Below are 13,531 nucleotides of genomic sequence, written 5' to 3' on the forward strand. Positions count from 1 at the left end.
TACGCTTCCGCCGCGTCGGCACCCGCGATGCCCGCGCCGTCGCCCGCGACGTAAATCCCGCGCACCGACGTGCGGCCGGCCGCGTCGCGCTCGGGCAACCATGCACGGTTGACCGGGTCGAAACCGAACCGGCAGCCGGCAAGATCGGCGAGCTGCGTTTCCGAACGCAGGCCGAAGCCGAGACCGAGCGCATCGCAGTCGAGCATGCGCGGCTGCGCATCGGCGCCGGCCGCGCGCCACGCGAGGCCCGTCACATGTTGCTCGCCAAGCACGCGCTCGAGCGTGACGCCCGTTTCGATCGCGACGCCGCGCGCACGCAGCCAGCCGATGTAATAGAGCCCCTTCGCGAGGATCGACGGCATGCGCAGCAACGCGGGCGCGGCGGCGGCCTGGCGACGCAGCGGGCTCGTGTCGAGCACGGCGGCGACCTGTGCACCGGCCTTCGCATACTGGTACGCGACGAGATACAGCAGCGGCCCCGTGCCCGCGAACACGATGCGCCGGCCGATCGCGCAGCCCTGCGCCTTCAGCGCGACCTGCGCGCCGCCGAGCGTATAGACACCTGGGAGGGTCCAGCCCGGCACGGGCAGCATGCGGTCGGTCGCACCGCTTGCGACGATCAGGTGCGAATACGGCACGGTCACTTCGTGGCCGTCCTGCAGCGTATCGACGCGGCCCGCGCCGCATGCCCACGCGAGCGTGTCCGGCCGGTAGTCGACGTGCGGCAGCAGCGCGGCCATGGTCCGGTGTACGGCGTCGGCCTTCGCAGCCTCGAATCCGTACAGCGTGCGCTTGCCGCGTGCGAAAGCGCCGTTCGCCGGCGGTTGCCGGTAGATCTGCCCGCCCCAGCGTGCGTTCTCGTCGATCACGACGGGGCGCAGCCCCGCGTCGACCAGCGCCTCGGCCGCGCGCACACCGGCCGGGCCTGCGCCGACGATCACCGGTTGGAGTGCGTCGGTCATCGCGTGTCTCCGGCTGCAACGGGCTGCACGCCTGTGAGAATCCGCATGCCGGCGGCGATCGGCGTTGAGCATGCGCGCACGCGTGCGCCTGCCTCGGTGCGCACCCAGCAGTCCTGGCACGCGCCGATCAGGCAGAAGCCCGCGCGCGGCAGGCCGCTGAATTCGCTGATGCGCACGCGGCGCTGCGCGACGAGGATCGCGGTGAGCACGGTGTCGCCGGCAAGAGCCTGCGCGGGGTGGCCGTCGAGCGTGAACGCGATCGCGGCACGCTCGCGCTCGGCGACGCGCACGAACTGCGCGCCGTCGTCCACGGGTTCGGTTGAACGGGAAACGGAAGTCATCGTCAGTGTTGGCCGATCAGGATGCGGTTCAGGCCGTACACGCGATCGAGCAGCAGCATCGCGCCGGCGGTGATGAAGATGACGAGCGCCGACACCGACGCCATCATCGGGTCGATCGACTCGGTCGCATACATGTACATGCGCACGGGCAGCGTGACCGTCTGCGGCGACGTGACGAAGATCGACATCGTCAGTTCGTCGAAGCTGTTGATGAACGCGAGCAGCCAGCCGCCGGTGATGCCGGGCACGATCATCGGCAGCGTGATGCGGCGGAAGGTCGTCCACGGGTCCGCGCCGAGCGAGCACGCGGCCTGCTCGATGCTGCGGTCGAGGCCGGCGACGGATGCGAGCACGAGCCGCATCACGAACGGCGTGATGACGATCATGTGCGCCAGCACGAGCCACGCGAACGAGCCGGTCGCGCCGATCAGCGCGAAGAAGCGCAGCAGCGCGATGCCGAGCACGAGGCCGGGGATCACGAGCGGCGACAGCAGCAGCCCGTTCAGGAACGCGCGGCCGGGAAACGTCGCGCGGCCGATCGCGAGGCCCGCCGGCAGCGCGATCGCGAGCGACAGCGTCGCCGATGCGAATGCGAGCTTCAGACTGTTGAAGAACGCGGTGACGAAGTCGGGGTAGTCGAGGATCGCGCGGAACCAGCGCAGCGACAGCCCGTGGGTCGGCAGCGTCAGCGTTTCGTCCGGCGTGAACGCGACCAGCACGACGATCGCGAGCGGCGCGAGCACGAACACGATCACGAGCGTGTGGAACGCGAGGGCGAGGGGGCCGTTCTTTCTCATCGGGATGCGCCTCCGAGGCTGCGTGCGTAGCGGCGTTCGAGGACGCGGTAGTAGGTGAGCATCACGACGAGGTTCGCGATCAGCAGCAGCACCGCGATCGTCGCGCCGAGCGGCCAGTTCAGCGAGCCGAGGAATTCGTCGTAGACGGCCGTGGCCGCGACCTTCAGCCGGCGTCCGCCGAGCAGGCCGGGAATCGCGAACGCGCTCGCCGACAGCCCGAACACCATCAGGCTGCCCGACAGCACGCCCGGCATCAGTTGCGGCAGCACGATGCGGCGCAGCGTCGTGAACGGCGACGCGCCGAGCGACAGCGCCGCGTGCTCGGTCTGCGGATCGAGCCGTTGCAGCGCGGTCCACACGGGAATCACCATGAACGGCAGCATCACGTGTACCAGTGCGATCACGATCGCGAAGGTCGTGTATTCGAGCTTGTACGGCCCGAGGCCGACGAGCCCGAGCGTCCGGTTCACGAGCCCGCTCGTGTTCAGCAGCATGCTCCAGCCGAACGCACGCACGACGATCGACACGAGCAGCGGCGCGAGGATCGCGAGCAGGAACAGCGAGCGCCACGGGTCGCGCATTTTCGATAGCACGTACGCTTCCGGCGTGCCGACCGCGACGCAGATCGCGGTCGTGAGCGCGGCGATCCCGAACGTGCGCAGGAAGATCGTGTGGAAGTACGACGAGCCGAGCACTTCCGCGTAATTGCCGAACTGGAACGCGGCGATTGCGCCCGTCGCCGGGTCGAAGCGGTAGAACGTCAGCACGAACGTCATCGCGAGCGGCACCAGCACGAGCGCGGCGAACAGCGCGAATGCGGGTGCGCACATCAGCCACAGCGGCGCATGCGCACGCCATGTCGCGCGCGGCGCGCGTCCGGCGGTGGCACGTGCCGGTGCGGCATCGGGCGTGGCCGGCTGCGCGAGGCCGGCCGGCACGCCGTCGGTGGTCAGCGGGCGGGTGGGCTGTCCCATTCAAGCCTCCCTGCTCATCACGCGCACCGCATCGCTGTGCCAGTCGATGCCGACCGGCGCGCCTTCCGCGAGCGGCTCCGCGCCTTCGTTCTGGCAGCACACGAGCACTTCGCCGAGCGCGCTGTCGACGCGGTACAGCCACTGGCTGCCGAGAAAGAAGCGGCTCGTGACGGTCGCGGCGAAGCGGCCGGCATCGGGCGCGCATAGCCGCAGTTTCTCCGGACGGATGCAGACCGACACGGCATCGCCGACACCCATGTCGCGCTCGCGCGGCGGCAGGTGCGCGGCGTGGCCGGTTTCGGCGAGGCCGTGCCCGAGGTCGATGCGGATCGCGTCGCCGTCGTGCGCGACGATCGTGCCGGGCAGCAGGTTCGCCTTGCCGATGAACTGCGACACGAAGCGGGTTTCCGGGCGCTCGTACGCACGGTACGGCGTGTCGGTCTGCGTGATGCGGCCGGCTTCCATCACGACCACGCGATCGCTGATCGACAGCGCTTCCGACTGATCGTGCGTGACCATGATCGTCGTCGTGCCGATCTTGCGCTGGATCGCGCGCAGCTCGAACTGCATGTCCTCGCGCAGCTTCGCGTCGAGGTTCGACATCGGTTCGTCGAGCAGCAGCACCGGCGGCTCGATCACGACCGCGCGCGCAATCGCGACGCGCTGCCGCTGGCCGCCCGACAGCTCGCGCGGAAAGCGGTGCGCGAGCGCATCGAGGCGCACGAGCGCGAGCGCCGCGCGGATGCGCTCCGTGCGCTCCGCCTTGTCGACGCCGCGCATGTCGAGCCCGAAGCCGACGTTTTCCGCGACGCTCATGTGCGGAAACAGCGCGTAGCTCTGGAACACGATGCCGAGCCCGCGCCGGTTCGGCTTCAGGTGCGTGATGTCCTGCCCGTCGAGCGCGATGCGCCCGCGCGTGACGTCGACGAAGCCGGCGATCATCTGCAGCGTGGTGGTCTTGCCGCAGCCCGACGGCCCGAGCAGCGACACGAATTCGCCTTGTTCGACCGACAGGTTGACGTCGGCGACGGCGGTGAGGTCGCCGAAGGTTTTCGTCAGATCCGTAAGCGTGAGAAACGACATGGGAAGCTCCGGGTTCGCACACCGCGAGGCCGGTGTGCCAATGACGCGGACTCTAGCCAGCCATATTTCGGAGCGTCAATTTCGAATTCTGCTGAACGGGATGAATTTCTGAAAAATTCCGATGAACGGAATAGATCGAAGCGCAGCACGCAAATCGTTCCGCTGGATGGCGGGTGGCAGAACCGTGAATCGCACGCGTCAATCCCGTGCACACCCGGATGCCCGCGGAATTTCGGCCGGACGACAATGGCGGCTAGCGTATTCCGTTCATTGAAATCATCGAGGAGAGCCGGCATGCAGGAACCCCATTCGGCCGGAACGTCGCCCGCCGCACGCGCGGCGCACCCGGACGAGGACGCCGCCGATGCGGCCGGCGCGCCGGGCACCGGCATGCTGCAGCGCGCGTTCGCGATCCTGCGTGCGCTGGCCGGCATGCAGCAGGACGGCGTGCGCGTCACGCATCTCGCGAAGGCCGTCGGCCTCACGCAGGGCACCGCGCACCGGATCCTGCAATCGCTGATCGCCGAAGGGATGGTCGAGCAGGACGAGCAATCGAAGCTGTACCGGCTGAGCGTCGACTTCTTCGCGCTCGCCGCGCAGGCCGGCAACCCGAGCAGCATGCGCACGCTGTGCCGCCCCGCGCTGCTGCGGCTGTGTGCGAGCCTCGGCGAGACGATCTTCCTGCTCGTGAAAAGCGGCTTCGACGCGGTGTGTCTCGACCTGTGCGAAGGGCCATTCCCGATCCGCTCGTTCACCGGCGATATCGGCGGGCGCATTGCGCTCGGCGTCGGGCAGGGCAGTCTCGCGATCCTCGCGTTCCTGCCCGAAGCCGAACGCGAGGAAGTGATCCGCTTCAACGTGCCGCGCATTCGCGGCTATGGCGTGCTCGACGAGGTGTACCTGCGCACCGAGATCGAACGCGTGCGGCAGCTTGGCTACGCGGGCCGCAACAGCGGCGTGCTCGACGGGATGGCCGGCGTCGCGGTGCCGATCCTCGATCGCACCGGGTATCCGGTCGGTGCGCTGAGCGTCGGTACGCTTGCGGCGCGCCTCGGCGACGACCGGATGCCGATGGTCGTCGAACTGCTGCGGCGCCAGGCCGATGCGATCGGGCCGCGCACCAACCCGTTCGACGCCGCGCTGCGGCGGCCGATGCACGGGCTGTCAGGGAAAACCGCATAGGCGCATCACGCGTCGCCGTTTCGTCAGCTTGCTTACGCGAGCCATTCACGTCTGAGCAAAGCGCGCCGCGTCCAGCGGACTTGCGCGCTTTCGTTTCTCTTGCGGGGACGCACCGTCCCCGCTCATCTCCCCGCCATTCGATTTTCAACTGCTCGCCAGTTGAACATTTCATTTCTTGATGTGATTGCGGCTGGATACCATCCAGCGACTGTCTATACAACCCGGTCGGCGCGGATGGGCAGGATCAAAAAAACACAACACATCGATGAACAGGTTTGGAGAGGAGAAGACGGAGATGGTGCGAATGAAGGGTGGGAAGACGGGCGCCGCAGGCGTGGGCGCAGCGGTCGCAATGCTGTTTGCGGGCGCCGCGCACGCGCAGTCGACGGTGACGCTGTACGGGATCGTCGACGCGGGCGTGACCTACACGAACAACGCGAAGGGCCATGCATTGTGGCAATTCACGGGCGGCAACGAATCGGGCCCGCGCTGGGGCTTGATCGGCACCGAGGATCTCGGCGGCGGGCTGAAGGCGAACTTCCGCCTCGAGAACGGCTTCAACGTCGCGAACGGCGCGCTTGGGCAGGGCGGCCGGATGTTCGGGCGATCGGCGTGGATCGGCCTGAGCGGCGCGAACTGGGGCGCGGTGACGCTCGGCCGCCAGTACAACTCGACGCAGGACATCCTCGGCTCGCTGCAGATGAGCAGCTTCCTCGCGCAATACTCGACGCACCCGTTCGACAACGACGACATCAACAACACGTTCCGCACCAACAACGCGGTGAAGTACGTGTCGCCGACGATCGCGGGCCTGCAGGCGAACCTCGTGTACGGCTTCTCGAACTCGACCGGCTTCGCGAACGACAACAGCTGGAGCGCGGGCGTCACGTACGTGAACGGGCCGCTCAATGCGGGGGCCGCGTATGCGCGCGTGAACCATCCGGCGGTCAGCACGAGCGGCGCGGTTGCTTCGGATAACTACTATCCGGCGTCGGAGTCGGTGTTCGGCGCGAGCCTCGGCAACGCGATCCGCCAGCAGATCTGGGGCGCGGGCGGCAGCTACGCGATCGGGCCGGCCACGCTCGGCCTGCTGTATACGGGCTCGAACTTCGGGCAGGCGACGGGTGGCGCGCTGCGCTTCAACAACTACGAAGGCAGCCTGCGCTACATGATCACGCCGGCGCTGATGGCGGCGGCCGGTTACACCTATACGCAGGTCGCGCGCGCCAGCGACAGCGGCCACTACCACCAGGTATCGGCAGGCGTGCAGTACCTGCTGTCCAAGCGCACCGACGTGTACGTGAACGGCTTCTACCAGAAGGCGTCGTCGGGTGTCGGCCAGGCATGGATCGACGGCACCGACAGTGCGTCGTCGACGACGTCGCAGGTGGCGGTGGTGGTCGGCATCCGCCAGAAGTTCTGATGTTCTGACGCATACGCGCGTCTTCCGGAGGAGGCATTCATGAAACTCAAACTGTTGCTGGCGGCGTTGCCGTTCGTCGGGATGTATGCGGGCGGCTCGCTCGCCGAGGTGCGGCCGATGCTGTTCGGGCTGCCGTTCCTGCTCGTCTGGAACCTGGTCTGGATGGCGGCCACGGCCGCGATCCTCGCGATCCTGTTCCATCTCGACGAGCGCGACGCGGCCCGCGCCGGCCGCCCGGGAGACGCGCGATGAACGCTTCGATCATCATCATCGCGGCGTTCGCCGTGTTCGCGCTCGCCATCGGCGTGATGGCGCGCCGCGGCCGCAAGCTCACGCTCGAGCAGTGGGCGGTCGGCGGGCGCGGCTTCGGCTCGCTGCTCACGTTCCTGCTGATGGCCGGCGAGGCGTTCTCGACGTTCTCGTTCCTCGGCGCGAGCGGCTGGACCTACAGCAAGGGCGTGCCCGCGTTCTACATCCTGTCGTACGGCTGCCTCGCGTTCGTGATCGGCTACTGGATGCTGCCGGCCGTCTGGCGTTACGCGAAGGAGCGCGGGCTCGTGTCGTTCGCCGACTACTTCGCGTCGAAGTACGACAGCCGCGCGATCGGCGTGCTGGTCTCGGTCGTCGCGGTGTTCGCGATGGTGTCGCTGCTGATGATCCAGTTGCGCGGGCTCGGCGTGATCGTGTCCGAGATGTCGTACGGGCTGATCCCGCAAGCGGCCGCGATCTGGATCGCCGCGACGCTGATGGCCGTGTACATGGTCGTGTCGGGCATCCACGGCTCCGCGAGCATCGCGATCTTCAAGGACGTGCTGATCCTCGCGATCGCGATTTTCCTCGGCCTGTATCTGCCGATGCATTACTACGGCGGCCTCGGCGAGATGTTCGCGAAGATCGACGCCGCGCATCCCGAACTGCTGCGCATGCCCGAGCACGGCTTCAACCTGAGCTGGTACAACTCGACGATCCTGCTCACGTCGCTCGGCTACTACCTGTATCCGCACGGCTTCACCGCGATCTACGTCGCGAAGGACGAGCGCGCGCTGCGCCGCAACGTGATCCTGATGCCGTTGTACCAGGTGCTGATCGCATTCCTGTTCCTCGTCGGCTTCGCTGCCGTGATGACCGTGCACGGGCTCGAAGGCGCGCAGACCGATCTCGCGCTGCTGCGCCTCGTGAAGCAGACCTTCCCCGCGTGGTTCGTCGGCGTCGTCGGCGGCACGGGCCTCCTGACCGCGCTGGTGCCGGGTTCGCTGATCATGCTGAACGCATCGACGACGATCGCGCGCAACATCTACCGCGAAGGTTTCGCACCGAACGCGACCGACCGCGAGGTGACGCGCGTCGCGCGGATCGCGCTGCCGATCTTCACGCTGGTGGTCGTCTACTTCGTGCTGCGCGGCGGTGCGACGTTCGTCACGCTCGCGATCTTCTCGTCGAGCCTGCTGACGCAGCTCGTGCCGATGCTCGCGTCGAGCTTCCTGAAGCGGCCGTTCGGCACGCGTGAAGGTGCGTTCGCGGGCATCGCAGCCGGTGCGATCGTGATCGCGATGACGAACTACTATGGCGTGACGCTCGCGTCGCTGTTCCCCGGCGCGTCGAACACGCTGACGTCGATCAACCCCGGGCTCGTCGCGCTCGCGGTGAATGCGGTGGTGTTCATCGTGATCAGCGCGGTGCAACGCAAGCTGAAGGCGCGTATTGCCGCGCCGGTCGGTTCGGCGTGACCGATTTTCATGCCGCTGGATGGCAACAAGATCAATCGAACGACAACAGGACACTGTGCGATGACTACCGAGGACAAGCGAGACGACAACCGCGAAGCGATCGACACGCTGATCGCGAATGGCTGCGTCATTACGATGGACCCGCAGCGGCGCGTGATCGAGAACGGCGCGGTCGCGGTGAACCGCGATCGCATCGTCGCCGTGGGCAGCACCGATGAATTGCAGGCGCGCTACCGCGCCGCGCGCACGATCGACGCGCGCCGCAAGGCCGTGCTGCCGGGCCTGATCGATGCGCATGCGCACGCGGGTCACGCGATGCTGCGCACGATCGGCGGCGCGGACGGCGATGCTTGGTCGGCCGCGGCCGAAACCATCTACACGCGCGCGTCCGACGAGGCGTTCTGGGAAACCGAATCCCATCTCGCGGCGCTCGAACGGCTGAAGGCCGGCGTGACGACGGGCGTGTCGCTGCTCGGCGGCGGCAATTCGATCATGCGCGTCGACGATCCGGTCTATGCGCGTCGCCATTGCGACGCGGTCGTGCGCACCGGCACGCGCTCGATCGTGGCGGTCGGCCCGTCGCGTCCGCCCGCGCCGCGTGCCTATACGCGCCACACGCCGGACGGCAGCGATACGCGCGACATCGATTTCGACACGATGTATGAAGTGTGCGAGCGCATCATCGACGAATGCCACGGCGATGCCGATGGCCGGATCCGCATCGCGCTCACGCTCCCTGTGTACGGGCCTGAGCACGACTCCGAACTCGCACGGTACGAGCGCGATTTCCGCGACCAGGCCGCACGTTACGGCGCGCTGGCGCGCGAGCGCGGGCTGACGTTCACGCAGGACGGCCACCGCGCGGGCACGCTCGCGTTCGCGCATCGCGAGCTCGGCTTGCTCGGCCCGACGTCGTTCATGTCGCACAGCATCGACCTGACCGACGACGACATCGCGGCATGCGTCGAGACGGGCACCGCGATCGTCCACAACCCGAGCGCGATCATGTCGATCATCGGGCGCTGCCCGGTGCCCGAGCTGATCGATGCGGGCGTGACGGTGGCGATCGCGTCGGACGGTGCGGCACCCGATCGCGGCTACGACATGTTCCGCCACATGTGGCAGTGCATGCATTACCACCGCCGGCATTTCCGCGACCCGGACGTGCTGCCGCACGGCAAGGTACTGGAGATGGTGACGATCGACGCGGCGAAGGCACTGTCGGTCGATCACGAGGTCGGTTCGCTCGAAGCCGGCAAGCTCGCCGACATCATCCTCGTCGACCTGTTCCGGCCGCACATGATGCCGATGAACATGCCGGTGTATCGCGTGACGTGCTTCGCGAACGCGGCTGACGTGTGCATGACGATGGTCGGCGGAAGGGTGCTGATGGAGGATCGGCGCGTGTTGTCGGTCGACGAGAACGCGGTTCTCGAACGGGTGAACGAAGTCGCGGAGATCACGATCGAGCGCAGCGGGTTGCGTCATTTGCTCGACGAGCCGAAGACGCTGTGGGGGCGTAGCCGCTATTGATTAACAAAAGTTGACGCGACGGGCAGAACTCTTTTCGGTGTTGTGGCGACTAAGGAATCGCCATATTGATAGGAGTGGATATATGAACTTGAGGATTCCTCTCGCCGCTGCCGCGCTGATCCTTGTCCAGGCCGCATGGGCCGCGGGCCCCGCGCCCACGAAAACATGGACGATGAGTGCAATCCCCGGCGATCGCGCGGCGAGCGACGCGTTCACCGCAATGAAGAAAGGTCACGCAGTGCCGGCATGGGTGACGAACGGCACCGAATCTCCGGGAACCACCGTCGTGTTCGGCGGGCACGACGTCTACGTGATGACTGCCTGCAAGCCGCACAACTGCGGGTCGGAGCGCATCGCGGTGCTGTACGATCCGCAGAAGAAGGTGATGTACGGCGTGCTGTCCGTCGCGGGTCCGAAGGAGGGCGCCGAGAAGCTGACTTGGCTCAATATCGGCGGCGGGAGCGAATCGATCGACGGACGGACGATTCTGTATGCGGCACTGACGGGCAGCCTCGAGAACCACCCCGACGCGTTCAATTACAAGTGACGCCGGCCGATTGACGGCCTGTCACGCATCAATCGCCATCGTTGCGCGACCGGGCTGGCCGAAGCGAAGCAGGGGCATCGCGCAATCGTGCGCGGCGCCCCTTTTCTTTTGCCGGCGGGGCTCGGTCGTCATGCAGTGGCGAAGGTCAACGACGGTAGATGAATTCCAGGTCGGTCGCTTCACCGACCTTGAAATCGTAAGTGCCGACGCGCTTGAACCCGGCTTTCTCGTAGAAGGCGATGGCCTTCGCGTTGCCGGACCACACGCCAAGCCATACCGGGCCGGGGCGTTCCGTTGCCAGATAGTCCAGTGCGGAATCGAACAACGCGCGCCCGGCGCCGGTCCCTTGCGTACCGCGCCGAAGGTAGATCTGATGTATCTCCCCCGAACCGTCGGCAACCTCCGGGTGCGGAAGCTTGCACGGCCCCGCGTGTGCATACCCCACCAGCTGGCCGTTGTCGCTTTCGGCGACCCACGTGCGGCACAGGGGATCGTTGAGCTGGCCCGTGACCGCTTCTACCGAGTAGGTTTGGGTCTCGTACGCGGCCAGATCGTGCGGCGGGTAGTCGATATTGAATCCGTCATGCAGAAAGGTTTCGCGAAACGTGTCGCGCTTCAGTTCGGCAAGCGGGACGGCATCGGACGGTGTTGCAACGCGGATCAACATGAAGAATGGCTCGGTTCGTGGGTCGGGCGGACAGTTTATCCCGGGTGACGAGAGGTTTGCGATCGTCTGGTTGCACTGCGTGCGCGGCGTGCGAAGGGCTTTTGCGCTCGACCTTGATTATCCGCACGGCATTCTTGCCGATGCCGGTGGTTGACCGCCGACGGACATGCTAGGATTTCCGTCAAACAACTTCGGAGACTGCCATGCCGTTCATCTGCGAAAACGTTGCATGCCGCGCCGTGCTGGCTCGCGGGCAGGTCAGGCCCCATCAAGAGGACGCGGGGTGGTGCTTCTACTGCCCGGACTGCAAAACCAGGAATGAGTTGATGTATGTCGACGTGGCCGGTGGCGCCGTCGAACTGGTTCAGCCGGAGCGGGCCAGCCCTCCGCACAAGGTGGTTGCAACGGCCCGGCCGTTGCAGGACGGCAAATACGCCGCGCAGTTGAGCGTTCAGCGGGCGCTCGCCGTCAGGGGAACGTATGCGGCCGAAGAACACTGGGATGAGCTCGGTGTGTTCGGCGACGCGCAGGAAGCCGTCGCGCACGCGAAGTCTTTCGCAACCGACCTGTTGCAGCGAGCGGCTTAGTCGATATCGTTCGGTCAACGAAGCAGAGGCGTCGCGCACTCATGCGTGACGCCCCTTCGCATTTTCCGTTCTCGCCCGTCAGTTGTAGATGTCGAACGAGAAATACTTCTTCGCGATCCGCTGGTAAGTCCCGTCCTGGATCAGGCTCGCAAGTGCCTGGTTGATCTGCGTGCGCAGCGCGTCGTCATCCTTGCGCACCCCGATCGCGGAACCCACACCGAGCGTCTTCGGGTCATGCAGCGGCGGCCCCGCGAATTCGAAGTTCGCCCCCTTCGCGGTTTTCAGGAAACCGAGATCGGCCTGCACCGACGATTGCAGCGACGCATCGAGCCGCCCCGACAGAAGATCCTGGTAGACGAGATCCTGCGTCTGGTACGTGCGGACGACCACGCCCTTCGGCTCCCAGTACGTGCGCGCATAGGTCTCCTGCGTCGAACCCTGCTCGACGCCGACGCTCTTGCCCTGCAGCGATTCGGGTGTCGGCTGCAGGTTCGAGCCGCGCCGCGCGACGAGCCGGGGCGGCACGTTGTTGATCTTGTCCGTGAACGCGATCTGCGCGAGGCGCTTTTCGGTCACGCTCATCGACGACAGCACGCCGTCGAACTTGCGCGCCTTCAGCGCCGGGATCATCCCGTCGAACGCGTTCTCGACCCACACGCAGCGTACCTTCATCCGTTCGCAGATCGCATTGCCGAGATCGATGTCGAAGCCGACGAGCTTGCCGTCGGGCGCGAGCGATTCGAACGGCGCATAGCTGGGGTCGACGCCGAGGCGCAGGGCCGCCGGGTCTTTCGCGGCGGCGGCGCCGGCCGTCAGCGCGAGCGCCACGGCCAGAACGAGCTTTTTCATGACTGTCTCCAATACCGATTGATGTTGTTTGTTGTGAAGCGAACCAGCGGCCGATGGGCGTGACTGCCCGCGCCCGGCCATGCGCGGGCGGCTGGACGATCGCCGGAAGCGTTCGTCCGGATTCGAAGGGGGTTATCGAGCGGCGCCGGTGATGCGCACCATGCTGTGCCGGTAGCCGGCGGGCGCGAACACGGCGTTCAGCGCGGCCATCGCGGCGATCACGCCGAGATGCATCCACCACGCGATCGCGAACCCGCCGCCCGCGTCGCGCAGCCAGCCGATCAGCCAGGGGCTTGCCGCGACGGTCAGGAAGCCGATGCCCTGCACGAACGCGGCGAGCGCGCCGGCGAGCCGCGCGTCGGGCAGGTGGTCGAGCGTGACGATCAGGCTCATCGAGAAGAAGCCGCCGAGCCCGAGGCCGACGCTCGCGACCCAGAGCCACGGCGTGAACGCGGGCAGCATCGCGAACCCGGCGAAGCCGGCCGCCTGTAGCGCGAGCGTGAGCCACAGCACGGCGCGGCGGTCGGGCGAACGTTTCGCGAGCATCGGCATCGCGAGCGCGCCGGTCGCCTGGAACAGCGCCATCCACGCGAGCAGGTTGCCGCTCGCTTGCGGACTCATGCCGATGCTGCGGTAGAACGCGGGCAGCCACGCGACGAGGCTGGCGTAGCCGCTGTTGCTGAGCCCGAAGAACAGTGCGAGCTGCCACGCGCGCGGAAGGCGGGCGAACGCGGTGATCGGGGCCGATACGGCCGTCGCGTGCACGGCGTCGCGCGGCGCCTTCGCGCGCCACAGCGCGAGCGTGACGAGCGCGGGCACCGCCCACACGGCGAGCGCGAGATGCCAGCCGCCGAAGGCG

The 13,531-nt window shown here is 67.1% G+C and carries 16 protein-coding genes; 8 read left to right on the forward strand and 8 right to left on the reverse strand.

The window, feature by feature from the left end; genetic code table 11:
* The 5 genes from G3O06_RS42010 to G3O06_RS42030 form a co-directional block, all read right to left on the reverse strand.
* A partial coding sequence (locus G3O06_RS42010; RefSeq protein ID WP_205819591.1) for an FAD-dependent oxidoreductase occupies positions 1–962 on the reverse strand: 962 nt, incomplete at its 3' end.
* Positions 959–1,303: a (2Fe-2S)-binding protein gene (locus G3O06_RS42015; protein ID WP_205819592.1), complete on the reverse strand. Its 345-nt coding sequence runs from the start codon at positions 1,301–1,303 to the stop codon at positions 959–961. The genes G3O06_RS42010 and G3O06_RS42015, both read right to left, overlap by 4 nt.
* Before the next feature lie 2 nt (positions 1,304–1,305).
* Positions 1,306–2,100: an ABC transporter permease gene (locus tag G3O06_RS42020; protein WP_205819593.1), complete on the reverse strand. Its 795-nt coding sequence runs from the start codon at positions 2,098–2,100 to the stop codon at positions 1,306–1,308.
* Entirely contained in the window at positions 2,097–3,074 is a 978-nt protein-coding gene (locus G3O06_RS42025; protein WP_205819594.1) for an ABC transporter permease, read from the reverse strand. The genes G3O06_RS42020 and G3O06_RS42025 overlap by 4 nt, the downstream gene beginning before the upstream one ends.
* On the reverse strand, positions 3,075–4,157 hold the full coding sequence (locus tag G3O06_RS42030) for an ABC transporter ATP-binding protein (RefSeq protein WP_174916126.1): 1,083 nt from the start codon (positions 4,155–4,157) through the stop codon (positions 3,075–3,077). It abuts the gene before it with no gap.
* A 294-nt stretch (positions 4,158–4,451) separates the two neighbouring features.
* Here G3O06_RS42030 and G3O06_RS42035 point away from each other — a divergent pair, with 294 nt between their 5' ends.
* From G3O06_RS42035 to G3O06_RS42060, 6 genes are all read left to right on the forward strand, one after another.
* Positions 4,452–5,339: an IclR family transcriptional regulator gene (locus G3O06_RS42035; RefSeq protein WP_205819595.1), complete on the forward strand. Its 888-nt coding sequence runs from the start codon at positions 4,452–4,454 to the stop codon at positions 5,337–5,339.
* A gap of 352 nt (positions 5,340–5,691) precedes the next feature.
* On the forward strand, positions 5,692–6,762 hold the full coding sequence (locus tag G3O06_RS42040; RefSeq protein ID WP_241020515.1) for a porin: 1,071 nt from the start codon (positions 5,692–5,694) through the stop codon (positions 6,760–6,762).
* Between the two features lie 39 nt (positions 6,763–6,801).
* Positions 6,802–7,014: a DUF3311 domain-containing protein gene (locus G3O06_RS42045; protein ID WP_174979155.1), complete on the forward strand. Its 213-nt coding sequence runs from the start codon at positions 6,802–6,804 to the stop codon at positions 7,012–7,014.
* A complete protein-coding gene (locus G3O06_RS42050; protein WP_175000458.1) occupies positions 7,011–8,489 on the forward strand; it encodes a sodium:solute symporter in 1,479 nt (492 codons plus the stop codon). The genes G3O06_RS42045 and G3O06_RS42050 overlap by 4 nt, the downstream gene beginning before the upstream one ends.
* 60 nt (positions 8,490–8,549) lie before the next feature.
* Positions 8,550–10,022, forward strand: coding sequence for an amidohydrolase family protein (locus G3O06_RS42055; protein WP_205819596.1), 1,473 nt, complete (start codon positions 8,550–8,552; stop codon positions 10,020–10,022).
* Between the two features lie 172 nt (positions 10,023–10,194).
* Positions 10,195–10,569: an Ivy family C-type lysozyme inhibitor gene (locus tag G3O06_RS42060; RefSeq protein WP_240202135.1), complete on the forward strand. Its 375-nt coding sequence runs from the start codon at positions 10,195–10,197 to the stop codon at positions 10,567–10,569.
* 145 nt (positions 10,570–10,714) lie between these two features.
* Here the strand turns inward: G3O06_RS42060 and G3O06_RS42065 are convergent, their stop codons facing one another.
* On the reverse strand, positions 10,715–11,236 hold the full coding sequence (locus G3O06_RS42065) for a GNAT family N-acetyltransferase (RefSeq protein ID WP_205819598.1): 522 nt from the start codon (positions 11,234–11,236) through the stop codon (positions 10,715–10,717).
* Between G3O06_RS42065 and G3O06_RS42070 the strand changes: the two genes are divergently transcribed.
* Both G3O06_RS42070 and G3O06_RS42075 read left to right on the forward strand, forming a co-directional pair.
* Positions 11,235–11,390 carry a hypothetical protein gene (locus G3O06_RS42070; protein ID WP_174916119.1) on the forward strand — a complete coding sequence of 52 codons (156 nt, stop codon included), beginning with the start codon at positions 11,235–11,237 and terminating at the stop codon, positions 11,388–11,390. The genes G3O06_RS42065 and G3O06_RS42070 overlap by 2 nt on opposite strands.
* Positions 11,391–11,439: 49 nt before the next feature.
* Positions 11,440–11,823: a hypothetical protein gene (locus tag G3O06_RS42075; protein ID WP_174916118.1), complete on the forward strand. Its 384-nt coding sequence runs from the start codon at positions 11,440–11,442 to the stop codon at positions 11,821–11,823.
* Between the two features lie 78 nt (positions 11,824–11,901).
* On the opposite strand, the gene G3O06_RS42080 is transcribed toward G3O06_RS42075, so the two are convergent.
* Together G3O06_RS42080 and G3O06_RS42085 are read right to left on the reverse strand one after the other, a co-directional pair.
* Positions 11,902–12,672, reverse strand: a complete 771-nt coding sequence (locus G3O06_RS42080) for an ABC transporter substrate-binding protein (RefSeq protein WP_174916117.1) — start codon at positions 12,670–12,672, stop codon at positions 11,902–11,904.
* A gap of 132 nt (positions 12,673–12,804) precedes the next feature.
* On the reverse strand, positions 12,805–13,531 hold a 727-nt coding region (locus G3O06_RS42085), incomplete at its 5' end, for an MFS transporter (RefSeq protein ID WP_205819599.1).

The sequence above is a fragment of the Burkholderia sp. Ac-20345 genome (assembly GCF_017104825.1).
Classification (GTDB): domain Bacteria; phylum Pseudomonadota; class Gammaproteobacteria; order Burkholderiales; family Burkholderiaceae; genus Burkholderia; species Burkholderia lata_B.